General features: G+C 65.6%; 22 protein-coding genes. 12 read left to right on the top strand and 10 right to left on the bottom strand.

What is annotated here, in order from left to right; translation table 11 throughout:
• Position 1: 1 nt before the first annotated feature.
• The 6 genes from KQ693_RS08385 to KQ693_RS08360 are packed head-to-tail and all read right to left on the bottom strand — an operon-like array spanning position 2 to position 6,424.
• Positions 2-829: a carbohydrate ABC transporter permease gene (locus KQ693_RS08385; protein WP_135255835.1), complete on the bottom strand. Its 828-nt coding sequence runs from the start codon at positions 827-829 to the stop codon at positions 2-4.
• Entirely contained in the window at positions 826-1,788 is a 963-nt protein-coding gene (locus KQ693_RS08380; protein WP_267260917.1) for a carbohydrate ABC transporter permease, read from the bottom strand. The genes KQ693_RS08385 and KQ693_RS08380 overlap by 4 nt, the downstream gene beginning before the upstream one ends.
• Positions 1,789-1,810: 22 nt before the next feature.
• Entirely contained in the window at positions 1,811-3,085 is a 1,275-nt protein-coding gene (locus KQ693_RS08375; RefSeq protein WP_135255833.1) for an ABC transporter substrate-binding protein, read from the bottom strand.
• Entirely contained in the window at positions 3,082-4,593 is a 1,512-nt protein-coding gene (locus KQ693_RS08370) for a glycoside hydrolase family 3 N-terminal domain-containing protein (RefSeq protein ID WP_267260916.1), read from the bottom strand. Before KQ693_RS08370 ends, KQ693_RS08375 begins: the two co-directional genes overlap by 4 nt.
• Positions 4,590-5,450, bottom strand: a complete 861-nt coding sequence (locus tag KQ693_RS08365) for an N-acetylmuramic acid 6-phosphate etherase (protein ID WP_267260915.1) — start codon at positions 5,448-5,450, stop codon at positions 4,590-4,592. Before KQ693_RS08365 ends, KQ693_RS08370 begins: the two co-directional genes overlap by 4 nt.
• On the bottom strand, positions 5,447-6,424 hold the full coding sequence (locus KQ693_RS08360) for a serine hydrolase domain-containing protein (protein ID WP_267260914.1): 978 nt from the start codon (positions 6,422-6,424) through the stop codon (positions 5,447-5,449). Before KQ693_RS08360 ends, KQ693_RS08365 begins: the two co-directional genes overlap by 4 nt.
• A 53-nt stretch (positions 6,425-6,477) precedes the next feature.
• Here KQ693_RS08360 and KQ693_RS08355 point away from each other — a divergent pair, with 53 nt between their 5' ends.
• From KQ693_RS08355 to nagA, 3 genes are read left to right on the top strand one after another with little or no spacing between them, the layout of a single operon-like run.
• Positions 6,478-7,155 (top strand): GntR family transcriptional regulator, encoded by a 678-nt coding sequence (locus tag KQ693_RS08355; protein ID WP_015716979.1) that lies wholly within the window; start codon positions 6,478-6,480, stop codon positions 7,153-7,155.
• Positions 7,152-8,192, top strand: coding sequence for an anhydro-N-acetylmuramic acid kinase (locus tag KQ693_RS08350; RefSeq protein ID WP_267260913.1), 1,041 nt, complete (start codon positions 7,152-7,154; stop codon positions 8,190-8,192). The genes KQ693_RS08355 and KQ693_RS08350 overlap by 4 nt, the downstream gene beginning before the upstream one ends.
• A gap of 10 nt (positions 8,193-8,202) precedes the next feature.
• Entirely contained in the window at positions 8,203-9,270 is a 1,068-nt protein-coding gene (gene nagA, locus KQ693_RS08345; protein ID WP_267260912.1) for an N-acetylglucosamine-6-phosphate deacetylase, read from the top strand.
• On the opposite strand, the gene nikC is transcribed toward nagA, so the two are convergent.
• Genes nikC through KQ693_RS08330 form a run of 3 tightly spaced genes read right to left on the bottom strand, consistent with a single transcriptional unit; the run spans position 9,267 to position 12,704 of the window.
• Positions 9,267-10,091: a nickel transporter permease gene (gene nikC, locus KQ693_RS08340; RefSeq protein WP_038069103.1), complete on the bottom strand. Its 825-nt coding sequence runs from the start codon at positions 10,089-10,091 to the stop codon at positions 9,267-9,269. The two genes, nagA and nikC, sit on opposite strands and share 4 nt — an antisense overlap.
• Positions 10,084-11,091 carry an ABC transporter permease gene (locus KQ693_RS08335; protein ID WP_267260911.1) on the bottom strand — a complete coding sequence of 336 codons (1,008 nt, stop codon included), beginning with the start codon at positions 11,089-11,091 and terminating at the stop codon, positions 10,084-10,086. Before KQ693_RS08335 ends, nikC begins: the two co-directional genes overlap by 8 nt.
• Before the next feature lie 50 nt (positions 11,092-11,141).
• Complete coding sequence (locus KQ693_RS08330) at positions 11,142-12,704, bottom strand: ABC transporter substrate-binding protein (RefSeq protein ID WP_267260910.1); 1,563 nt, start codon at positions 12,702-12,704, stop codon at positions 11,142-11,144.
• Positions 12,705-12,792: 88 nt separating this feature from the next.
• Between KQ693_RS08330 and KQ693_RS08325 the strand changes: the two genes are divergently transcribed.
• On the top strand, positions 12,793-13,563 hold the full coding sequence (locus KQ693_RS08325; protein ID WP_267260909.1) for a class I SAM-dependent methyltransferase: 771 nt from the start codon (positions 12,793-12,795) through the stop codon (positions 13,561-13,563).
• A gap of 12 nt (positions 13,564-13,575) precedes the next feature.
• Here KQ693_RS08325 and KQ693_RS08320 read toward each other — a convergent pair whose 3' ends face one another.
• Positions 13,576-14,367, bottom strand: a complete 792-nt coding sequence (locus tag KQ693_RS08320; RefSeq protein WP_267260908.1) for an SDR family NAD(P)-dependent oxidoreductase — start codon at positions 14,365-14,367, stop codon at positions 13,576-13,578.
• Positions 14,368-14,425: 58 nt separating this feature from the next.
• Between KQ693_RS08320 and KQ693_RS08315 the strand changes: the two genes are divergently transcribed.
• From KQ693_RS08315 to KQ693_RS08280, 8 genes are read left to right on the top strand one after another with little or no spacing between them, the layout of a single operon-like run.
• Complete coding sequence (locus tag KQ693_RS08315) at positions 14,426-15,583, top strand: M20 family metallopeptidase (protein ID WP_267260907.1); 1,158 nt, start codon at positions 14,426-14,428, stop codon at positions 15,581-15,583.
• A gap of 38 nt (positions 15,584-15,621) precedes the next feature.
• Positions 15,622-17,106, top strand: coding sequence for an ABC transporter substrate-binding protein (locus KQ693_RS08310; RefSeq protein WP_267260906.1), 1,485 nt, complete (start codon positions 15,622-15,624; stop codon positions 17,104-17,106).
• Positions 17,107-18,042, top strand: coding sequence for an ABC transporter permease (locus tag KQ693_RS08305; protein ID WP_267260905.1), 936 nt, complete (start codon positions 17,107-17,109; stop codon positions 18,040-18,042).
• Positions 18,035-18,832 (top strand): ABC transporter permease, encoded by a 798-nt coding sequence (locus KQ693_RS08300; RefSeq protein ID WP_267260904.1) that lies wholly within the window; start codon positions 18,035-18,037, stop codon positions 18,830-18,832. Before KQ693_RS08305 ends, KQ693_RS08300 begins: the two co-directional genes overlap by 8 nt.
• A 56-nt stretch (positions 18,833-18,888) precedes the next feature.
• Positions 18,889-19,698, top strand: coding sequence for a cyclase family protein (locus KQ693_RS08295; RefSeq protein WP_015716967.1), 810 nt, complete (start codon positions 18,889-18,891; stop codon positions 19,696-19,698).
• Positions 19,692-20,240 (top strand): peroxidase-related enzyme, encoded by a 549-nt coding sequence (locus KQ693_RS08290; RefSeq protein ID WP_267260903.1) that lies wholly within the window; start codon positions 19,692-19,694, stop codon positions 20,238-20,240. Before KQ693_RS08295 ends, KQ693_RS08290 begins: the two co-directional genes overlap by 7 nt.
• Positions 20,237-21,010 carry an ABC transporter ATP-binding protein gene (locus tag KQ693_RS08285; RefSeq protein WP_135255820.1) on the top strand — a complete coding sequence of 258 codons (774 nt, stop codon included), beginning with the start codon at positions 20,237-20,239 and terminating at the stop codon, positions 21,008-21,010. Before KQ693_RS08290 ends, KQ693_RS08285 begins: the two co-directional genes overlap by 4 nt.
• Positions 20,997-21,764 (top strand): ABC transporter permease, encoded by a 768-nt coding sequence (locus KQ693_RS08280; protein WP_135255819.1) that lies wholly within the window; start codon positions 20,997-20,999, stop codon positions 21,762-21,764. Before KQ693_RS08285 ends, KQ693_RS08280 begins: the two co-directional genes overlap by 14 nt.
• Positions 21,765-21,767: the final 3 nt, after the last annotated feature.

Raw genomic sequence — 21,767 nt, 5'->3', positions numbered from 1 at the left:
GCTACCCCTTCAGGCTTCCCAGGGTAAGGCCCTGGATGAAGTAGCGCTGGGCCAGGAGAAAGACCAGGATGGGCGGAATGGTGCCCAGGGTAAGCCCGGCCATGAGTACCGTCCACTCCGTGGAAAACTGCCCCTGGAAGACCGCCAAGCCCACGGTTAGGGGGCGCATCTCCAAGGAGTTGGTGACGATAAGGGGCCAGAGGAAGCTGTTCCAGCCCGCCAAAAAGGTGAAGGTACCCAAGGTGGCCAAGGCGGGGGCTGCCAGGGGCAGGGCCACCTTCCAGTACACCTGCCAGGGAGTAGCCCCGTCCATGATGGCCGCCTCCTCCAGCTCCCTGGGCAGGTGCAGGAAGTGTTGACGCATGAGGAAGATGGCGAAGGCATCGAAGAGGCCGGGAAGAATAAGGGCGTAGTAGGTGTCCACCCAGCCCAGGTTCCGCATGAGGATGAAAAGGGGGATGATGAGCACGTGCACGGGGATCATCAGGGTGGCGAGGAAGAGGAGGAACAAGGCCCCCTGTCCCCTAAAACGGAAGCGGGCGAAGGCATAACCCGCCATGGCCCCGCTGGTCAGGTTCAGGAAAGTGAGGCCCAAGGCCACCACCAAGGAGTTCAGGTACCAGCGGCCGAAGGGCACGCTGGTGAGGACCCGCTGGTAGTTTTCCCAGTGGAGCTCCTTGGGCCAGACCTCCACAGGGAGGTCAAAGACCGCCCCCGGCGCCTTCAGGCTGGTGGAGATCATCCAGAAGAAGGGCACCAGCATGCTCACCCCCCCGACCAGGAGGACCAGGTAGACGAGGGAATCCCAGAGCTTCCCCAAAAGCCTCATGCTTCCTCCACCACCCACCGCTTGCGCAGGGTCCACTGCAGGTAGGTGAGGGCAAACAGGATGAGGAAGAGGACCCAGGCGATGGCCGAAGCATACCCCATCTCGAAGGGAAAGACGCCGAAGGCCTTGCGGTACAGGTAAAGCATCAGCACGTTGGTGGAATCCAAGGGCCCTCCCCCGGTCATGGTGTACACCAGGCCGAACACCTGGAAACCGCCGATCATGGCGAGAAGGGTGTTCAGAAACACCGTGGGGGAAAGGAGGGGCAAAACCACGTAGAAGAAGCGCTGCAGGTTGTTGGCCCCGTCCAGGCTGGCCGCCTCCAGGTATTCCTTGTTGATGTTCTGCAGTCCCGCCAGGAAGATCAGCATCCTTAACCCTACCCCCGCCCACACCGAGGCCAGGATCACCCCCCACATGGCCCAGGCTGGATCGGAAAGCCATCCGGGTCCCTCCCGGGCCAGCCACGCCACCCACGAGGGAGGGGTTAACCCCAAAAGGCCATAGACACCCTCCATCCTCTCCCCCGCCCAGCGCAGGAAGAGGTTCACTGGCCCCACGGTGGGGTTCAGGATCCAGCGCCAAAGGAGGCCCACCGCCACCACGCTGGTCACCGTGGGCAGGAGGTAGAGGGTGCGGATGAACCGCACCCCGGGCCAAGGGCGGTTCAAGCCCAAAGCCAGGAGCAAGGCCAACACGATCTCCAAGGGCACCGCCACCGCCACGTAGAAAAGGGTGTTGAAGAAAGCCTTGTGGAAGACGGGGTCCTCGAGGAGCTGGCGGTAGTTCTCCAAGCCCACCCAGCTCTCCCGGAAGGTGGCCAGGCCAAGGGGTCTTAACCCATCGTAGGCGACGAAGGAAAGGAGGAGGCTGGTGAGGATGGGCCCCAGGTTGAAGGCCAGGAAGCCCACCAAGGAGGGCAGGAGGAAGAGGAGGGGGAATCGGTAGTAGGCACGCATGGGGGCCTCCTGGCCTTAGGGTCTAGCGCTTCTTGCGCTCCGCCTGGACCTCGTCCAGAATCTTCTGCACCTGGGGGGCCACGCCGTCCAGGGCCGCCTTCAGCTCCGCCTTACCCTGCCACACGGGTTCCAAGGCCTTGTTGATGAGTTGCAGGGCCTCGTTCCAGCGCTCGAAGGTTTCCGTGGGCCTTGCCGTGCGGTTTACCGTGAGGAAGTATTGCTGGTTCTTGGGAGGCGGGGGCACGAAGAAGTCCTTGAGGCTTTGGATGCTGCGGTCCACATTCTTCACATCTACCCCCCGGGCGGGGATGATGAGCCCGGTCCTGGTGAAGATGCGGCTGGCCTCAGGGCCAGCCAGGAAGGAAAGGAGCTTCCAAGCGGCCTCCGGGTTCCTGGAACCGGCCGCCATCACCCAGCCGGAGCCGTCTATGTCCACGATGCTTCCTGCCTTGCCCCGGGGAAAGGGCACCACGTCAAAGTCGAACTTGGCCCGGGCCTTAAGGGTGGGTACCCGCCAGCGCCCGTCCACGATCATCCCCGTCTGTCCGTTCAGGAACATGGTGAAGGCCCCGCGGTCCTGGGCCTCCTCGGGAGTGGGGGCCACGTGGTGCTTGTAGCGGAGGTCCAGATAAAACTGCAAGCCCTCCAGGGACGCCGGGCTATTCAGCAGGAACCGGCTGTGGTCAGGGGCATAAAACCGCCCGCCCGCACTCCAGACCCAGGGTTCCCAGAAGAGGTAGAAGGTCTGGAAGGAAACCCCCCACTGGACCCTTTTGCCATCCTTTTCCACGGTGAGGGCCTTGGCGTAGCGGAGGAAATCCTCCCAGGTCCAGTCGGGCTTGGGATCGGGCAGGCCCGCCTTCCGGAGGAGGGTGCGGTTATAGAAGACCACCAGGTTGGACACATCCCGGGGCAGGCCATATTGCTTCCCCTCCCACTGGAAGGCCTTGAGGATGCCCGGGAAGATATCGGCGGTGGGGTACTTGTCCCGCTGGATAAAGGCATCCAGGGGAGCCAGCACGCCCCTCGAGGCCATCCCCGGGAAGTCTATGTTGTTGAGGAAGAAGACATCCGGCGGGGTACCGGCCGCCATCATGGCGGTGATCTTGGCCAGGTACTCCCCGGAGGGGATGTTGATGTACTCCACCTGGATACCCGGGTTCCTCTCCTGGAAGACCTTAAGCACCTCCTGGTATGCCTTGATCTCCTCCTGGCTCCCCCAGCTGGCCAGGACCAGCTTCTGGGCAGACGCAAGCCCTAGGAGCACCGCCAAAACAGCCACAACCCACCTTCTCATGGTTCACCTCCAAAGACCCATTGCCCCGTAGGGGCATACACCCCTGCGAGGGCCTCCAACGCGGCCCGGACCTGGACCGCGCGGTAGCCGTGGGTAGCCAGATAGCCCGTGGGCCTCCCTGGAAGGAAGCGAAGGTCGTCGGGGTTGCCCAAGGCCACCAGGTATAGGGGTTTGCCCAGGGCCAGGAGCTCCTTCACCAAGGTCCTTTGCCCCTCCTTGAAACCGCCAAGCCAGCGGTAGGTAGAGGCCACCAGGCGCTCCGCCTTCCTGGCCTCCGCCAAGGCCTTCTGGATCTCCACCGGGGTGGGATCCTCCGAAAGGATGAGCCCCCGGCTTCCGGGAAGGTACTGGGGGGCAAGGTCCGCCAGGGTGGGCTCCGCTCCGTAGCGGTCGGAGATCCTCAGGCCCAAGACCAAGGTTCCCTGACCGGGTATGGGCAGGGGGCCAAAGCGGTGCACCACGCCCCGCCGGGCCGCCTCGAGGGCCAAAGCCTCCTCCTCCTTCGGGGTGAAAGGGCATTCCCCCTGGCCTGCCTTAAGGCCCTGAGCCCGCCTTCTGGCCTCCTCCGCCCGGGAAAGGGGAATCTCCTGGCCCAGGGCCTTGGAAAGCCGGGCGTGCACCTCCCGGATGGCCGCCTCATCGGGTTCCAGCAGGAGCAAATCAGCCCCGGCCTTCACGGCTAGAACCGCCGCCTCCCCCGCCCCGTAGTGGCGCTTGATGGCCCCCATGGCCATGTCATCGGTAAGGATGGCCCCGGCAAAGCCCATCTCCTTCCGGAGCAAGCCTGTGAGGATTTTGGCCGAAAGGGTGGCGGGGTATTTGGGATCCAAGGCGGGAAAGAGGATGTGGGCGGTCATGAGAGCTGGCATCCCCGCGGCCACGTAGCGGCGGAAGGGAAGGAGCTCCGCCCCCTCCAGGGCCTCCTTGGGCTTATCCACCCGGGGCAGGTCCAGGTGGGAGTCCACCCCCGTGTCCCCATGCCCGGGGAAGTGCTTGCCCACGGGCTTCGCCCCGGAGCGCAAAACCCCCCGGGCAAAGGCCAAGCCCATGCGGGCCACCCGCTCGGGGTCGGCGCCGAAGGAGCGAAGGCCGATGATGGGGTTGTCGGGGTTGGTGTTCACGTCCAGAACCGGCGCCAGGTTCACATCCGCCCCAAGCCGCCGCACCTGGCACCCCAGGGCCCAACCCACCCGCTCCACCAGGCCCTCATCCCCGCTGGCGGAAAGGGCCATGGCCGAGGGGAAGCGCACCACCCCCTCCCGGTAGGAGGTAAAGGGTCCCCCCTCCTGGTCCACCAGGAGAAGAAGGTTGGGATCCAAGGCCCTGAGACGGGCCACCACCCCCTGGGGATCCCGGCGGAGGTTGGAGGGGTAAAGGATGACCCCGGCGGGGCGGATCTCCTTGAGAAGGGCCACCGGCACCTCTTCCCCCTTGAAGCTCACGATGAGAAAGTTGCCCGCCTGGGCCGCCGCCATACCCATTCCCGCCAGGATGGCCAAAAGCCTCACCTCCTCACCTCCGCCAAAGCCCCCCTGACCCCCTTTTCCTCCAGGAGGGCCAGGGCTTCCTCCGCCCCCAGCCCCAAGGCCACCAAGGCCGCCAAGGCGGGGTCCCGGTAGGCTTCCAGAAGCCTCTTCGCTTCCTCCCCGGAAACCCCCGCCATTTCCTTCACCATCTCCGCAGCCCGGGTCCGGAGCTTGGCGTTTTGCACCCGCATGCGAGCCATACGGTTCCCATAAACCCGGCCCAAACGCACCATCACCAGGGTGGAAAAGAGGTTCAGGGCCACCTTCTGGGCCGTGCCTGCCCCCAGGCGGGTGCTCCCGGCGATGGGCTCGGGCCCGGTGTTGAGAAGGATGGGATGGTCCGCCTCCAGAAGGAGGGGAGTTCCCGGGTTGTTGGCCAGGGCCACGGTCAGGGCTCCCTGTTCCTTGGCCCCCCGCAGCACCCCGAGGGTAAAGGGAGTCTGGCCGCTGGCCGCCACCGCCAGGAGGACATCCTGGGGAGCCACACTCCTTCCCAGGGTTAGCCCCCCCTCGAGGTCGTCCTCCGCGCCTTCCACCGCCTCGGAAAAGGCCCTTTCCCCACCGGCCAAGAGGAAGCGCACCCGGCTGAAGCCAAAGGTGGGCAGGAGCTCCACCCCATCCAGCACCGCCAGCCGCCCGCTGGTCCCTGCCCCGGCGTAGGCCAGGTAGCCCCCTGCCCGTAGACGCTCCACCGCGGCCCCGGCGGCTTTCTCCAGGGCAGGAAGGGCCTCCTTAAGGGCGGCCACGGCCCGGAGCTGGGCCTCGTAAAGGGCCTCGAGGACCTCCCCTGCGGGCCAGAGGTCCAGGTCCCGGTAGCGCTGGGCCACGCCTTCCGTCATACCACCTCCGCAGCCAGGGCATTTCCCACCGCCCGGCGCAGGGGGGCCAGGGAGGACCGGTGCCGGGTCGGGTGCACGGCGTTGGTCAAAAGAGCCCAGGCGTACCCCCGCTCCGGGTCCACCCACACCCCCACCCCGGTGAAGCCCGTGTGGCCGAAAGCCTTTTCCGAAGCCAGGCTCCCCCCTTGCCAGCCAGGCCTCTTCCTCTCCCAACCCAAAAGCCTTTCCCCGTGGGGCCTCTGCATTTCCTCCAGGGCTGCCCGGGAAAGCCAGGTGCCCCCCAGGATAGCCGCAAGCTGGTCCAGAACGCCCTCCAGGGTGCCGAAAAACCCTGCATGCCCGGCCGCCCCCCCAAGGGCAAAGGCGTTTTCATCATGCACCTCTCCCCGGAGCACCCGCTTCCTCCAGGGGCAAAGCTCCGTGGCCACGCTCCGCTCCGGAGGCGGGGAGAAGCTAAGGCCAGGGGGTAAAGGGAACGCCCCAAGGGGCTTACCCCTTAGGCGTTCCAGGAGAAGGCCCAGGAGAATGTAGCCGATATCCGAGTACTGAGGTTCGCCCAAGGGCCAGGGGTGCTGGAGCACCCGGGCCTTTAAAACCTCCCCTTCCCCCCAGGTGTACAAAGCCTCCCAGGCGGGGAGGCCCGCTGTATGGGCCAAAAGAGTCCGCACGCTTACCCCCTTAAGGGGATGGTCCTGAAGCCAGAGCATCTCGGGGAGGTGCTGGGAGAGGGGGTCATCCAGATCCAAAAGGCCCTCCTCCACCGCCCTCAGCACCTCCCGCAAGGTGAAAAGCGGTTTGGTAAGGCTCGCCAGGTCAAAGTAGAAACCCTCCTCCAGGGGAACCGGTTCGGGTATCCTTTGGGCCAACCCCAGGTGGAAGACCTCCTTACGGCCATCCGCATGGACTATCCCAAGGGCTGCCCCAGAAACCACACCCCTGGCCACCGCCTCCTCCAAAAGGGCCCTGGCCCGCATGGCCCCAAGTGTATAACGGCCTGCCATTGGTAGGCAAGTGGTAGAATATCGCCATGGCCCACGGCCCCCTTTACCTGGAACTGGCCCGACGGCTCAGGGAGGGCATCCTTCAGGGCAACTTCCAGGACGCCCTCCCCCCGGAACGGGCCTTGTCCGAGGCCTTCGGGGTATCCCGGGATAGCGTGCGCAAGGCCTTGGACCTTCTGGAGGAGGAAGGCTTGGTGGTCCGCCGGCAAGGAAGCGGCACCTTTGTGGCCAAAAGGGCCACCTTCCGCACCCGGCTCAGGGGTTTCAGCGAGGAAATGGAGGCCCTGGGTATGAAGCCCAGCACCAGGATCCTGGGCGTGGAGAAAGGCCCTGCCACCCCAGAGGAGGCCATGGCCCTGGGGCTCTCCCCGGGGGAAGAGGTGCTCCGCCTAGTGCGCCTTAGGCTTGCGGACGGAGAGCCCATGGCCCTGGAACGGGCCACCCTGCCCGCCTGGGCTCTGGATGAGGTCCCCCCAGGTTCCCTCTACCAGGCCCTCGAGGCCAAGGGCTTGAGGCCCGTGCGCGCCCTGCAACGCCTCCGGGCCGTGGCCGCCCGGGAAGAGGCCAGGCTGCTTGGGGTGGAGCCGGGAAGCCCCCTCCTTCACCTGGAGCGGATAAGCTATCTGCAGGACGGAAGGCCCGTAGAACGGGTGAAGAGCTGGTACCGTGCGGACCGGTACGAGCTTTTGGTGGAGCTCTCATGAGGATACTGGGCCTTATGTCGGGAACCAGCGCCGACGGGGTGGACCTGGTCCTGGCGGAGTTCACAGGCTCCCCTCCGGAGGTGGCTCACCGGGTCCTGGCCCATCGGGAGGTGGCCTACCCGGAGGAGCTGCGGATGCGGGTACTCCGGGCCATGCGCCACGCGGACACCCGGGAGATCGCCCTCCTTCACCACGACCTGGGGCGGTTCTATCTGGAGGCTGCGTTCCCCTTCAGGGGAAGTGCTGAGCTGGTGGCCCTTTCGGGCCAGACCATCTGGCATGAGCCGCCCAGGGCCACCTTCCAACTTGGGGAACCCAGCCACCTGGCCCTGGGCCTCGAGGTGCCGGTGGTCTACGGCTTCCGGAGCATGGACCTGGCCGCAGGAGGCCAGGGGGCTCCCCTGGTGGCCTATCCGGACCTCCTTCTTTACGGGGAGGCGGGAAAGCGCAAGGCCGTTCACAACCTCGGGGGAATCTCCAACCTAACCTATTTCCACGGAAAGGATCCCAGCTCCCTGCTGGCCTTTGATACCGGGCCTGGGGTCTGCCTTTTTGATGAGGCTGCTGGTATCCTGGGGCTCACCTGGGAAGAAGCCACGGCCCTGGCGGAGGAAGCCAAGCCCGATGAGGAGGCCCTTAAGACCTGGCTTTCCCATCCCTACTTCCAGGCTCCCCCACCCAAGACCACGGGCCGGGAGGTCTGGCGGCTTGAGCACCTCTCGCCCTTGCCCCAGGATCCCGCCCGCCTTCTCCGTAGCCTCTTGGAACTCACCGCCCGGAGCATCCTCGAGGCTTACCGGCGCTTTGTGGGTCAGGTGGACCAGGTCCTCCTGGCCGGGGGTGGAGCAAGAAACCGGGTTTTGGTGGCGCTTCTTTCCCAACATCTCCCCGTATCCGTGATGGAAAACCCCAAGGTGCGGGAAGCCCTGGCCTTCGCCCTATTGGGCTACCTCCACGCCACAGGTGAGGTGAATGTGCTAGGCCGGGCCACCGGTGGCCGAGACCTTAGGGCCGGGCAACGGGTTGAACCCGGATAAGGAGGCGGTTGTGCTAACAGGCTCCATCCTGACTCCCCAAGGCTTCGTACGGGGCAGGCTCCACTTCGGCGAGCGCATAGAGGCCATAGAGGAGGCTCCCGTGGAGGGCCCCTACATCCTCCCGGGCTTCCTGGACCTCCACGTGCACGGGGGAGGCGGAAGGGAGGTGATGGAGGGCCAGGAGGGAGTCGAAGCCACCTTGCGCTTCCACCTCCAGCACGGCACCACAGGCCTCCTCGCCACCACCGTCACCGCTCCCCTGGCCGACCTGGAAAGAGCCCTCAAAGGAGCGCAGGCGGCCATGGAAGGCCCTTGGGGAAAGGCCCTTCTGGGCGTTCACCTGGAGGGTCCTTTCATCAGCCCAAACCGCCTGGGAGCCCAGCCCCCTTTCCCCCTTCCCCCGGACCGGGAAATAGCCAGCCATCTTCTCTCCCTGGCTCCCGTGCGGGTCATTACCCTGGCCCCCGAGCTTCCCGGGGCCTTAGAACTCATCCGCTTCCTAGCGGAAAAGGGCATCCGGGTCCAACTCGGGCACACGGAAGCCCGCTACGAGGAGGCCCTATCCACCCTGGAGGCGGGGGCGGTGGGCTTCACCCACCTCTATAACGCCATGACCGGCCTGCACCACCGGGCCCCGGGGGTGGTGGGCCTGGCCCTGGAACGGGGGGAATGGGCCGAGATCATCCCCGATGGCCTGCATGTGCACCCGGCCGCCATCCGGCTGGCTTTGAAGACCATTCCCGGGCTGTACTTTGTGAGCGACGCCGTGGCCGCGGCGGGGATGCCGGAGGGCACCTATCCCCTGGGGGCCCATCGGGTGGAGAAGCGAAAGGAGGGGGTGTGGCTGGGGGAGTCCCTGGCGGGGAGCACCCTTACCCTGGACCGGGCCTTAAGGAACCTGGTGGCCTGGGGGGTGCCCCTGGAGGAGGCGGCCAAGCGGCTATCCCTGTACCCGGCCCGGTACCTGGGCCTTTCGGACCGGGGGGAGATCGCCTTGGGGAAGCGGGCGGATCTCGTGGTGCTGGACAAGGCCCTAAGGGTGCTGGAGGTGTACCTGGAAGGGGAACAGCTGGCCTAGTGTCCCCTGGGGTCCAGCACATCCCTAAGCCCATCCCCCAGGAGGTTAAAGGCCAAAACCGTGAGCAGAATCCCCACCGCCGGGGCTGTGGCCGCCCAGGGAGCCTCGGCCATGTAGTTGCGGGTTTCCGCCACCATGGCCCCCCACTCCGGGGTGGGGGGCTGGGCGCCAAAGCCGATAAAGGAAAGTCCCGCAGCGGTCAGAATGGCGGCCCCCACCTCGTAGCTGGCCTGCACCAGCACGGGGGTAAGGGCATTGGGAAGGAGGTGCCGGAAAAGAATCCGGCCTTGGCCTGCCCCCAAGGCCCTGGCTGCCTCCACGAACTCCCGCTCCCGCAAGGCCAGCACCTGGGCCCGCACCAACCTGGCGTAGATGGGCCAGGTAACCAGGGCCACAGCGATGACGGTGTTGGTAAGGTTCGGGCCCAAGGCGGCGGCGATGGCCATGGCCAGAATCAGGGAGGGAAAGGCAAAGAAGATGTCGGTGAGGCGCATGAGGAGGTTGTCCCACACCCCGCCAAGCCCGCCCGCCAAGAGGCCCACGCTCACGCCCAAAAAGCTGGCCAGAAGGACCACCCCGAAGCCCACCCCAAGGCTAATCCTGGTCCCATGAACCACCCGGGCCCAGACATCCCGCCCAAGCTGGTCGGTGCCCAGGGGATGCCCAGGACCCGGGGGCTTTAACCGCTCCAGCAGGTTCTGTTCCAAAGGATCCCCGGCCACCATGGGTCCCAAAAGGGCCACAAGAATGAGAAGAATCAGCAAGGCGAGGCCCAAAACGGCCCCAGGGTTGCGGAAAAACCGGCGCAGGAACTTACGCATACCGGATCCTCGGGTCCAGAAGAGCGTAAAGGAGGTCCACCACCAGGTTCAGCAGCGAGTAGATGACCCCTACCAGGAGGGTCACCCCCATAACCGCAGGAAAGTCTAGGCTGGTGGCCGACTGGGTCACGTAACGGCCTAGGCCGGGCCAGGAAAAGATGGTTTCCGTGAGCACCGCTCCAGACAAAAGCCCACCCATGAGCCCGCCCAGAAGGGTAAGAACGGGCAGGGCAGCGTTTTTCAAGGCGTGGCGGAGCACCACCTGGCGCTCAGAAAGCCCCTTAGCCCAGGCGGTACGCACATAGTCCTGGGAAAGCACCTCCAGCATGGCCGCCCGCACCATGCGGGCCAGCAAGGCGGCCGAGGCGGAGCCCAGGACGAAGGCCGGCAGGAAAAGGTGGGCCAGGGCATCCTGAAAGGCTGCGAAGTCACGGGCCAGGAGGGCGTCCACGGTCACCATGCCCGTAACCGGCGGAGGAGGGATGAGGTAGGGATCCAGCCTTCCTGGACCCGGCAAAACCCCAAGCCTACGGTGCAGGAGATCCAGAAGGAGGATGGCCAGGAAAAAAACAGGGGTGGAGCCGAGGAGAAGGGCCATAAGCCGTACCAGGAGGTCCGGCACCCGGTTCTGCCTTAAGGCCGCCCACACCCCGGCGGGTATACCCAGGAGGATAGCCACCCAAAAGGCGGCCAGGGCCAGCTCCAAGGTGGCGGGGAAAAACTCCCGGAGGTCCTCGGCCACCGGGCGCCCCGTGCGCAGGGAGCGCCCTAGGTCCAGGTGCAAAAGCCGTTGCAGATAGATGCTATACTGAACCAGCAGGGGCTTGTCCAGGCCGTAGCGCTCCCGAAACTCACGGATCTGCTCCTCCCTGGCATTCTCGCCCAAAGCCGCTGCCGCCGGATCTATGGGGATCACCTGGGCGATGAAGAAGGTGATGAAGGTGATGCCCACCCCCACGAAGACCACCATGAAAAGCCGCCTCAGGATGTAAGCGCCCATAGCAGAAGCCCGCAAGCCAGCGCCTGCGGGCCTAACTATACCCCATCCCTTTAGGGTTGCTTGCTCACCTGCCAGAGGGGTACGGACATCATGGGGTTCTTCACAAATCCCTCCACCTTGGCCGAAAGGCCGATGGGCAAGGCAGGCTGGTAGAGGACCACGTAGGGGCCCTCCCGCAGGACCTTTTCCGTGAGCACCTTGTACAGGGCCTTGCGCTTGGTGGGGTCTGCCTCGAGGGCCGCTTGCCGGGCCAGCTTGACCGCCACCTCGTCGTTGTAGCTGTTGCGCCAGGCCAAGGAGCGGGCCCCATAGTCCGCCCAGGGGGTGGCGTTGCCGTCGGGATCGGGGAAGTCCGGGCTCCAACCGGCCAGGACCATCTGATGGTTCTGGGCCCGGTAGATGTTGAGCACTTCAGCATTGGCAATGGCGCGGATCCTGGCCTTCAGGCCTGCCCTGGCCATGTCGGCCTGCAGCTTGGCGGCCACATCCGGGCAAGGTACCCCACCGCCGCAGATCCCGGTGCTGGTAAGAAGTTCAAACTCCAGGCCCTGGGGGTAACCCGCCTCCGCCAGAAGCTTCCTCGCCCGCGCTGGGTCATAGGTGTAGGGAGCGATAGGGTTATATCCCAGAAGGCCCTTGGGGATGAAGGTCTGGATCTTCACGGCATTGCCCTGGAGGAGACCCTGGATGAGCTCATCCTGGTTCACCGCATAGCGCACCGCCTCCCGCACCTTCGGGTTAGCGAAGGGGCTTCCCGGCTTCATGTTCATGCCCAGGTACTGAAGGCGCAGGGTTTCCGCCCGGACCACCTTGAAGCGAGGGTTGTTGGCGATGGCCCGCAAACCCTCCGGGGTGAGGCCCTCGGCGATGTCGATCTCCCCGGACTCCAAGGCCGTGCGGAGAACCGCGGGCTCCTGGATGTAGCGCAGAACCACCCGCTGGACCTTGGGCTTGATGCGGGCGTAGGGGTTGGCCTCGAGGATCACCTGGTTTCCCCGGTCCCAGCGCACCAGGCGGTAAGGGCCGGACCCGGCGGAGTTGTTGGTGAGGAAATCCTTGCCGTAATCGTTCCCCTTAGCGTTTTTCTGGGCCTCCTCCGAGTCCACAATGCCCCCCAGGGTAAAGGTAAGGATGGAGAGGAAGGACTGTGGCGAAGCGGTCTTGGGGATGCGCACCTCCACCGTGTAGGGGTCCAGGGCCTTGGTCGCCCCCGGCTTGAGCTGGGCGATCTCGGTGAACAGGAACGAGCCGGGCCCCTTAAGGGCTAAAGCCCGTTCAAAGCTAAAGACCACGTCCTTGGCTGTGACCTCCCGTCCGGTGGAGAACCTGCTCCCCTTGCGAAGCTTGAAGGTGAGGATCCAGTCGCTGGTGCCCCGCTCCACCTTCCAGCTTTCCGCCAGCCCTGGGCGCAGGGTGGAGAGGTCGTTCCCCTCAAAGCGCACCAGGGTTTCATAGAGGTTATCGGCGATCATCACCCCGCTGAACTCGTAGACCACCTGGGGATCCAGGGTGATCAGGTCCGTCCAATCCCCGCCGTAAACCAGCACCTGGGTCCGGTCCTGGGCCACGGCCAAGCCCAGGAACGCCAAGAACCAAACCGCCCATCGCTTCATACGCTCCTCCTTCCCGTTCAACCTTCAGCCTAAGGGGCCACCAGGCCCTCGTCAACATCCGGACGTAAAATGAAACCCGGAGGAAGCCGTGGACAAAAAACAGAAGGAGCTGGCCCGGAGCTTTTTCTCCCGCCACGCCCAGGGGTATGCCCAAAGCATCAGCCACGCCGGAGGCCGCGATCTCAAGAGGTTGCTGGAGCTTTTAGAACCAAGGTCCTCGGAAAGAGCCCTGGATGTGGCCACGGGTCCCGGCCACACGGCTTTGGCCCTGGCCCCTTTTGTGCGGGAAGTCATCGGGATCGACCTGACCCCAGAAATGGCTATGCCTTTCGCCCAGGCCGCCCGCGAACGGGGCTTGCGCAATGTCCGCTTCCTGGTGGGAGACGCCGAGTCCCTGCCCTTTCCTGAGGGGGAGTTCCATCTGGTCACCACCCGGAGGGCCGCCCATCACTTTCCCCTCATCGCCAGAGCCTTAGCCGAGATGGCCAGGGTGCTGAAGCCAGGAGGCCGTCTGGGAATCGCCGACATGGTGGCCCCGGAAAACCCAGAGGCCGCCCAACTCTTCAACGCCCTCGAGGCAGCCCGGGATAACTCCCATGTGCGGGCGTACACCGTGGAGGAATGGCAGGGGCTCATTAAGGAGGTGGGCTTAAGCCTCCTCCACCTGGAGGCGTTTGAGGAGGAAGTCGCCTGGCCTGAGTGGCTCTATCCCCTGGACCCAAAAGGGTGGGAAGCGAAGCGGGTGGAGGAAGTTCTGGCCCAGGCTTCCCCCGGGACCCGCCCCCTGGTGGTCCGGGAAGGGCCAGGGGACCGCACCCTCATCAAGCGCCGGATGGTCCTGGTGGCCCTGAAGGGCTAGGGCCCAGCTTGGCTAAAGGGGCGGGGTAAACCGCCCGTCCACTGCCGTCCAACCCCCATCCACCAGGAAGAGGGTGCCGGTCACGTAGCTGGAAGCCGGCGAGGCCAGGAACACCACCGCCATGGCCACTTCCTCGGGCTTTCCCCAGCGCAAGAGGGCGGTTTTCTCCGCATAGGCCCGGTACCAATCGGGATGGGCTTTGATGGGAGCGGTGAGGGGAGTTTCTATGGGCCCAGGGGCAATGGCGTTGGCCCGCACCCCATAGGGCCCAAGCTCCGCGGCCAGGGTACGCATGATCTGGAGGATCCCCGCCTTGGTGGCCGCATAAACCCCCTGCCCTGGTTCCACCACCAGGGCCCTTATGGAGGCAAAGGCGATGAGGCTTCCCCCCCTTTGCTCCCGCATCACCCGTCCCCCAGCCCTTAAAAGCCGCAAGGTTCCCTTCAGGTTCAGGTCCACCACCCGGTCGATCTCCTCGTCGGTGTAGTCCAGAAGGGGCTTGCGCACGTTGATGGCCGGGGTGGAAACCAAGGCATCCAGCCGGCCATGGGCCCGGTGCACCCTCTCCACCAACGCCTCGGCCTGGCCCCTGGCCGCCAGGTCGAGGGGGTGGGCCTCCGCCACCCCGCCTTGCCTGCGGATGGCCTCGAGGACCTCCTCCAGACCCTTTTCATCCCGGTCCGCCAGCACCACCTTAGCCCCAAAGGCCGCCAGGGCCTCCGCGGAGGCCCGCCCGATTCCGGAGGCCGCCCCCACCACCAAAGCCACCTGCCCTCCTAGGTCGAAAAGTTGCCGGTAGTTCACCGCCACCTCCTTTCGTTTAGGCCAGCATACCGCGGTATAATCCCCTCGGGAACACCCCATGGAAAAGGCCCTCCTGGCGGCGGAAGCGGTGGACGAGAAGGAAGTGGTGGAGCTCCTAAGAGCCCTGGTGCGGATTCCAAGCCACTATCCCGGACCCGGGGAAGAGGGGGTGGTGGCCTTCCTGGAGGAGTACCTGAGGGAGCGGGGTTTCCGCCCCTTCCGGCAGGAAGCGGCTTTGGGCCGGCCCAATCTGGTGGCGGACCTGGGGGAGGGGGAAGGGGGGTTGATCCTCGAGGGGCACACCGATGTGGTCACCCCCGGCCCAGAAAGCCTATGGCGCTACCCTCCCTACGAAGGGGTGGTGGAGGGAGGCCGGCTGTACGGCCGAGGAGCCTGCGACATGAAGGGAGGCCTCGCCGCCTTGATAGGAGCCCTGCTGGCGGTGAAGCGAGCCCTAAGCCAGCCCCGGCACCCCCTACGCCTCGCCGCTTTGGCCGATGAGGAGGGAATGATGCTGGGGGTGAAGGCCTTCGTGAGAGGAGGGCTGGCGCGAGGCTTCCGCGGTGCCTTGGTGGCCGAGCCTGAGGCCATGGAGATCTGCCTCTGGCAGAAGGGAGCCATGCGCCTATTCCTCCGCTTCCCCGGACGCATGGCCCACGGGGCCATGCCCTACGCCGGGGAAAACCCTATACCCAAGGCGGCTCGCTTCATCCTCGAGCTGGAAGGCCTCCAACGGGAGCTCCAGGAAGTCCATTCCCACCCCTTCCTGGGCCTTCCCTACCTCACCCCCACCCGCATCCTGGCCACCGCCGGGGAGGGGCAGCTCAACGTTATTCCCGCCGAAGCGGAGGTGGCCATGGACGTGCGCACCGTGCCGGGGTTGGACCACGAGGAGTTGGTGGCCAGGATCCAGACCCTGGCGGGAACCCAGGTGGAGGTCCTGGAGGACCGCCCCCCCGTGGAGACCCCCAGGGAGGATCCTTTGGTGCAGGCAGCGGAGGAAGCCCTAAGGCTTCTCGGCCTTCCCGTGCGCCACGGCGGGGTACCCGGGGCCACGGACGGCACCTTCCTCCAGGCATGGGCGGGTCTTCCCGTGGTGGTCATGGGCCCTGGGGGGAAAACCCTGCCCCACCAGGTGGACGAGTGGGTGGACCTGAGGGAGGTTGTCCAGGCAGCCCGGGTTTACGCCGCCTTGGCGGTGCTCTATCTGGGGTAAGTGCCTTTGGGCATAGTATGGGGAAAGGGAGGGAAGACATGAAGAAGCGGTTGGCGTGGTTCCTTCTTTTGGGCCTCAGCTTTGCCCTGGCCCAGCCCAAAGGAGGAGAGCTTAGGGTGGCGATCCTGGCCGAGCCTCCTGTCCTGGATCCCACGGCCTCCACCAGCCAGGAGATTCCCCGCATGCTCTACGACAACGTCCTCCAGGGGCTGGTGAAGTTCAACGAAAAGGGGGAGATCGTCCCCGCCTTGGCCGAGCGCTGGCAAGGAAGCCCTTCCAGCCTCACCTGGACCTTCCACCTGCGCCGGGGGGTTCGTTTCCACAACGGTGCCCCCTTCACCGCCGAGGACGTGGTCTTCAAGTTCAACCGCGCCCGGGATCCCAAGTCTGGCCACACCCACCCCGAGTACTACCAGGACATCCAGAGCGTGGAGGCCAAGGACCCCTACACCGTGGTCTTCCGCCTGCGCCAGCCCAACCAGGACTTCCTCTTCAACCTGGCCCGCCCCGATTCCGTGATCGGCCCCAAGGGCAGGGTGGAGGAACAGAAAACCCAGCCCATTGGAACCGGACCCTTCCGCTTCGTGGCCTGGGAGCGGGGGGTTGGGGTGAGGCTGGAGCGGTTTGAAGGCTACTATGAGCCCGGCCTTCCCTATCTGGACCGGGTCTTCTTCCGTTTCCTGCCGGATCCAAACGCCCAGCTTGCCGCCTTGCGGGCGGGGGACATCCAGGTGATCGGCCTCGGGGTGAGCCCGGAAAACGCCCTGGTGCTAAAGCGGGACCCCAACTTCAAGGTGATCACGGGCTTTACCACCACGGAGATCACCGTGGGCATGAACAACAGCCGCCCCCCCTTCAACGACATCCGGGTGCGGCGGGCCATCCAGCATGCCGTGGACAAAAAGGCCCTGGTGGAGGGGGTGATGCTGGGCTTTGGCACCCCCATCGGCAGCCACCGCTCCCCAGGGGAGAGTTGCTACGAGGATCTTTCCGGCTACTACCCCTACGACCCCGCCAAGGCCCGGGCCCTTTTGCAAGAGGCCGGTTACGGACCCAATAACCCCTTACGCTTCACCTTCACCCTAGCCGCCCCCTACCCCTACGAGAGGCGGCTTGGGGAAGCCATCGCTGCCCAGCTTTCCCAGATCGGGGTCCAAGCGCGGCTGGAGGTGGTGGAATGGGCCACCTGGCTTTCCCGGGTCTTCCGAGGAGCCGACTACCAGATGACCATCATCGGCCACTCCGAGCCTCACGACATCGGCATCTACGCCAACCCCAATTATTACTTTCGCTACGACTCCCCCCGCTTCCGCGACCTCTACACCAGGTACCTGCGCACCCCCGACCCCAAGCGGGCCTGCGAGATCATGAAGGAAATGCAGCGCCTTCTCGCCCAGGATGCGGTGAACCTCTGGGTGATGAACGCCCCCTACATCGCCGCCATGCGCAAGGAGGTCATGGGCTGGTGGCAGAACCAGCCCACCCCGAGCCTCAACGTGACCCGGGTGTACTTGAACCGCTAGATGCGAAGCTTCCTCCTGAGGCGGGTCCTCCTGGCCCTGGCTACCCTGTGGCTGGCCTCCAGCCTGGTCTTCGCCTTCCTCCTCCTCCTCCCAGGGGACCCGGTGCAGGCCATCCTGGGCCTCGAGGCTTCGCCAGCTGCCCGGCAGGCCCTGGAACGCGCCCTTGGCCTGGACAGGCCCCCCTGGGAACGCTATGCGGACTGGCTCACCCGCACCCTCCGCTTAGACCTAGGGGAGTCCATCCGCTACGGAAAGCCCGTGGGCGAACTCCTGGGCGAGCGGATCCCCCTCACCCTGGGCCTCGTCTTCCTGGGGCTTGGCGGCGCCCTTTTCCTGGCCTTACCCCTGGCCCTTCTAGCCCTTAGGTTTCCCCTTTGCGACCTGGCCCTAAGCGGCCTTATGGCCTTTTTGCAATCCGTGCCCACCTTCTTTCTGGGGGTGGTCCTCCTCTACGCCCTGGCGGTGCACCTGCCCCTTTTCCCCGCCAGCGGCTTCCCAGGGTTTTCCCATCCATGGGAAGCCCTCCGCCACCTTTTCCTCCCCGCCCTCACCCTGACCCTTTCCCGGGCAGCCATCCTCTTCCGTATGGCCCGAGGAAGCCTCCTAGAGGTGATGGGCCAGGACTACATCCGCACCGCCCGGGCCAAGGGGGTCCCCGAGACCTGGGTGCTCATCAAGCACGCCCTGAAGCCCGCAAGCCTTCCCCTGATCACCGTGCTGGGCTTGGAGGGAGGGTTCCTCCTTACCGGGGCGGTGGTGGTGGAGGTGGTCTTCGCCCTGCCGGGCATGGGAAGCCTGGCCCTGACGGCCCTCGAGGCCCGCGACTACCCTCTCCTCCAGGGCCTGGTGCTGGTCATGGCCGCCCTCATCGTCCTCTTCAACCTCCTGGTGGACCTCCTCTACGGCCTCTTGGACCCGCGGGTGGCGTATGCGTAGCCCAAGCCTCCTCCTGGGCAGCCTCCTGGTGGGCCTCTTCCTCCTCATGGCCCTAGCCTCCTTCCTCTACCCCGTGGACCCCAACGCCCCCGACTTCCTCCACCGCCTCGCCCCCCCTTCCCCCACCCATCCCTTGGGCACCGACCCCTTGGGCCGGGACCTCCTGGCCCGCCTCCTCCACGGGGCTAGGAATGCCCTACTGGTGGGGGGCATCGCCGTTTCCGTGGGTTTTACCCTGGGCGTGGCCGCAGGCCTTCTTGCGGGATACCTGGGCCGGCACTGGGACGGGGCGTTAAGCCTCCTCATGGAGGCCCTCTATGCTCTTCCGGGCCTGCTCCTTGCCCTTCTTCTCGCCGCCCTCATGGGCCCCGGGATCTACAGCAGCATGCTGGCCGTGGGGCTTTCCATGGTTCCCGCCTTCTTCCGGGTGGCCCGGGCCGGGGCCATGGCCCTTAAGGCCGCCCCCTTTGTGGAAGCTGCTTTGGCCCTGGGAGCCCCTCCGGGCTGGGTGATGCGCCGCCACCTCCTCCCCAACCTCCTGGGACCCCTCCTGGTCCAGGCCAGCCTGGCCTTCGCCGCCGCCCTCCTGGCCGAGGCCGCCCTCTCCTACCTGGGCCTTGGCGTCCAGCCCCCAAACCCAAGCCTCGGCCGGATGCTCCGGGAAGCCCAAAGCTTCCTTCCCCTTTCCCCCTATCCCGCCCTGGTTCCCGGGTTGGCCCTTTCCCTGGCCGTCTTGGGCTTTAACCTCCTGGGAGACGGCCTCCGGGACCGCCTGGACCCCCGGCGTTAGGGGCTTGCATACCTTTGCAGGCCCGTGGTAACTTGCCCCTGACAAAGGAGGAAACCATGTGTGCCCCTCTGGTGATGGAGGAAGTGGCCAAGCAGATTTCCCGCAGGGCCCTGTTGGGCGCGGGCCTGGGGCTTCTTGCTAGCCGGGCCGTGGCCCAGGCACAAGTACAGGGCAAGGCCTTTAGCCGGGCGGTGGACCTCACCCACGAGCTCTCCCCGGAGATCCCCCTCTTCCCCGGGGCTGAACCCATGCGCATCACCACCCTGGTCACGGTACGGCAGAACGGGTACTACGGCAACCGCATCGATTTCTGGGAGCACTCGGGAACCCATATGGACGCCCCCGCCCACTTCGCGGAAGGGGGGCTCACCGCGGAAAAACTGCCCGTGGAAACCCTCATCGCTCCCCTGGCCGTGATCCACATCCACGAGAAGGCCGCCCGCAACCCGGATGCCCAGGTGACCGTGGACGACATCCTGGCCTACGAGCGCCAGCACGGCCGCCTGCCCAAAGGAGCCCTGGTGGCCATGCACTCCGGCTGGGAAGCCCGCTGGCGCGACCCCAAGGCTTTTTTGAACCAGGACGCCACGGGCACCCTTCACTTCCCCGGCTTCTCCCCGGAGGCGGCAGAGTTTCTGGTGCGGGAGCGGGAGATCGTGGGGGTAGGGGTGGATACCCTCTCCCTGGACTTTGGCCCCTCCAAGGACTTCAAGGCCCACGTGACCCTCCTGGGCGCGGGGAAATACGGCCTGGAAAACCTGGCCAACCTGGCCCAGGTGCCTCCCGCCGGGGCCCTCATCTTCGTGGGCGCCCCCAAGCACCGGGGGGCCTCCGGAGGGCCCGTGCGGGCGGTGGCGGTATGGTGATCTCCTGGCTCCGCATCCCTGGGGATGAGGAGTTGAGCCCGGAGGTCCAGGAGCTGTTCGCCCGGTTCCGGGAGAAGACGGGCTTTGTTCCCAATGTGGCCCGGGCCTTTGCCCTGAGCCCCAGGTTTCTCCTCTGGTTCCGGTACTACGACACCCTTATGCGGGGGGAAGGCCTCCTCTCGCGGGAGGAGCGGGAAGCCATGGCCGTGGCCATCAGCGGGGAGAACCGGTGCGAGTACTGCGTGGCCAGCCACAAGCGCTACCTCAAGGACCTCACCGGGGATGGGGTGCTCCCGGAGGTTTTGGCCGCCAACCCCCGCCGCGCGGAGATGCCTAAAAGGATGCGGGCCCTGGTGGAGTTTGCCCTCAAGGTTACGCACCAGCACCAGGCCATGACCGAGGAGGATCTCACCCCCTTGAGGGAAGCGGGTCTCAGCGATGAAGCCATCCTCGAGGCGGCCGAGGTGGCAGCCATGTTCAACTTCACCAACCGCCTGCTCAACGCTTTAGGCATAAAGCCCAACCTCGAGTACTACGCATGAGCTTTCTGGAATTTAAGCAGGTCTCCGTGGCCTTTGGCTCCTATGTGGCCGTGGAAGGAGTAAGCCTCCGCCTGGCCTCAGGGGAGTTTGTGAGCCTGGTGGGCCCCACGGGATGCGGGAAAAGCACCCTCCTGAACGTGGCGGCAGGCCTTCTGGCCCCCACCCAGGGGGAGGTCCTCCTGGAAGGGAAGCCCCTTAGGGGGTTGAACCCGGTGGCGGGCTACCTTTTCCAGCAGGACGCCATCCTGCCCTGGAAGACCGCCCTGGACAACGTGGCCCTGCCCTTGGTCTTCCGGGGCGCGGGCTTGAAAGAGGCTCGGGAAAGGGCCCAGGCCTGGCTGGAGAAGGTGGGGCTGGGGCGGTTTCCCCGCCACTATCCCCACCAGCTTTCCGGGGGGATGCGCAAGCGGGTGGGGCTGGCCCAGGTGCTCATCGCCAACCCCCGGCTCCTCCTCATGGACGAGCCCTTTTCCGCCCTGGACGTGCAGACGCGGCAGCTCATGGAAAACGAGCTCCTCAGGCTCTGGCAGGAGGATCGCAAGACCGTGCTCTTCGTCACCCACGACCTGGAGGAAGCCATTGCCCTTTCCGACCGGGTGGTGGTCATGTCGGCGGGGCCCCGCTCCCGGGTCATCGGGGAGTTCCCCATCCCCCTCCCCCGGCCCAGGGATGTGGCGGAGATCCGGCTCACCCCGGAGTTCTTGCGCCTGCACCGGGAGATCTGGGAGCTCCTAAGGGGGGAGGTGATGCGGGCCCATGCGGGGGCTTAGGCTACGGCTTTGGCAGGTGGGGTTGCTCCTTCTCTTCCTCGCCTGGTGGGAGTGGGCCTCGAGGACCGGCCGCCTGGACCCCTTCTTCTTCTCTCAACCCTCCGAGATCGCCGGGAGGGTCTGGCGCTGGTTCAGCACCGGGGAGATCTACCCGCACCTTTACATCACCACCCTGGAGATGCTCCTGGCCTTTTTCCTCGGAACCCTGCTCGGGGTGGTCCTGGGGCTTTGGCTGGCCCTGGCCCCCAGCGTGGCGGCGGTCTTGGACCCCTACATCAAGGCCCTAAACGCCATCCCTCGGGTAGTCTTGGCTCCCATCTTCACCCTCTGGTTCGGCCTGGGGGTGCTCTCCAAGGTAGCCCTAGGGGTCACCCTGGTCTTCTTTGTGGCCTTCTTCAACACCTACCAGGGGGTTAAGGAGGTAAGCCCTGTGGTCCTGCAAAACGCCAGGCTCTTGGGAGCCAGGCCCGGCCACCTGCTGCGCCATGTATACCTCCCGGCCGCCGCCAGCTGGATCTTCTCCAGCTTAAGGACCTCCATCGGCTTCGCGGTGATCGGGGCCGTGGTGGGGGAGTACCTGGGAAGCGCCGCTGGGCTGGGTTACGTCATCGCCCAGGCGGAAGGGGTCTTTGACACCACCGGGGTCTTCGCCGGCATGGTGGTGCTCATGGTCTTCGTGTTGCTGTTGGATGCCGTGGTGGGCCAAGTGGAAGGGCGTTTAGTCCGTTGGCGCCCTAAAATGGAGGGGGAATAGCGG

Origin of the sequence: Thermus brevis (assembly GCF_026427635.1) — a bacterium.
In the GTDB taxonomy this organism is placed as follows: Bacteria; Deinococcota; Deinococci; order Deinococcales; family Thermaceae; genus Thermus; species Thermus antranikianii.
The sequence above is the reverse complement of the archived record's forward strand: the minus strand, read 5'-3'. Positions and strand labels throughout refer to the sequence as shown.

What these genes read in the sequence shown, in the direction of transcription:
- KQ693_RS08385 (WP_135255835.1), bottom strand. Translation starts at nt 829, where the DNA reads ATGAGGCTTTTGGGGAAGCTCTGGGATTCCCTCGTCTACCTGGTCCTC.
- KQ693_RS08380 (WP_267260917.1), bottom strand. Translation starts at nt 1,788, where the DNA reads ATGCGTGCCTACTACCGATTCCCCCTCCTCTTCCTCCTGCCCTCCTTG.
- KQ693_RS08375 (WP_135255833.1), bottom strand. Translation starts at nt 3,085, where the DNA reads ATGAGAAGGTGGGTTGTGGCTGTTTTGGCGGTGCTCCTAGGGCTTGCG.
- KQ693_RS08365 (WP_267260915.1), bottom strand. Translation starts at nt 5,450, where the DNA reads ATGACGGAAGGCGTGGCCCAGCGCTACCGGGACCTGGACCTCTGGCCC.
- KQ693_RS08360 (WP_267260914.1), bottom strand. Translation starts at nt 6,424, where the DNA reads ATGCGGGCCAGGGCCCTTTTGGAGGAGGCGGTGGCCAGGGGTGTGGTT.
- KQ693_RS08355 (WP_015716979.1), top strand. Translation starts at nt 6,478, where the DNA reads ATGGCCCACGGCCCCCTTTACCTGGAACTGGCCCGACGGCTCAGGGAG.
- KQ693_RS08350 (WP_267260913.1), top strand. Translation starts at nt 7,152, where the DNA reads ATGAGGATACTGGGCCTTATGTCGGGAACCAGCGCCGACGGGGTGGAC.
- nikC (WP_038069103.1), bottom strand. Translation starts at nt 10,091, where the DNA reads ATGCGTAAGTTCCTGCGCCGGTTTTTCCGCAACCCTGGGGCCGTTTTG.
- KQ693_RS08335 (WP_267260911.1), bottom strand. Translation starts at nt 11,091, where the DNA reads ATGGGCGCTTACATCCTGAGGCGGCTTTTCATGGTGGTCTTCGTGGGG.
- KQ693_RS08330 (WP_267260910.1), bottom strand. Translation starts at nt 12,704, where the DNA reads ATGAAGCGATGGGCGGTTTGGTTCTTGGCGTTCCTGGGCTTGGCCGTG.
- KQ693_RS08315 (WP_267260907.1), top strand. Translation starts at nt 14,426, where the DNA reads ATGGAAAAGGCCCTCCTGGCGGCGGAAGCGGTGGACGAGAAGGAAGTG.
- KQ693_RS08310 (WP_267260906.1), top strand. Translation starts at nt 15,622, where the DNA reads ATGAAGAAGCGGTTGGCGTGGTTCCTTCTTTTGGGCCTCAGCTTTGCC.
- KQ693_RS08305 (WP_267260905.1), top strand. Translation starts at nt 17,107, where the DNA reads ATGCGAAGCTTCCTCCTGAGGCGGGTCCTCCTGGCCCTGGCTACCCTG.
- KQ693_RS08300 (WP_267260904.1), top strand. Translation starts at nt 18,035, where the DNA reads ATGCGTAGCCCAAGCCTCCTCCTGGGCAGCCTCCTGGTGGGCCTCTTC.
- KQ693_RS08295 (WP_015716967.1), top strand. Translation starts at nt 18,889, where the DNA reads ATGTGTGCCCCTCTGGTGATGGAGGAAGTGGCCAAGCAGATTTCCCGC.
- KQ693_RS08290 (WP_267260903.1), top strand. Translation starts at nt 19,692, where the DNA reads ATGGTGATCTCCTGGCTCCGCATCCCTGGGGATGAGGAGTTGAGCCCG.
- KQ693_RS08285 (WP_135255820.1), top strand. Translation starts at nt 20,237, where the DNA reads ATGAGCTTTCTGGAATTTAAGCAGGTCTCCGTGGCCTTTGGCTCCTAT.
- KQ693_RS08280 (WP_135255819.1), top strand. Translation starts at nt 20,997, where the DNA reads ATGCGGGGGCTTAGGCTACGGCTTTGGCAGGTGGGGTTGCTCCTTCTC.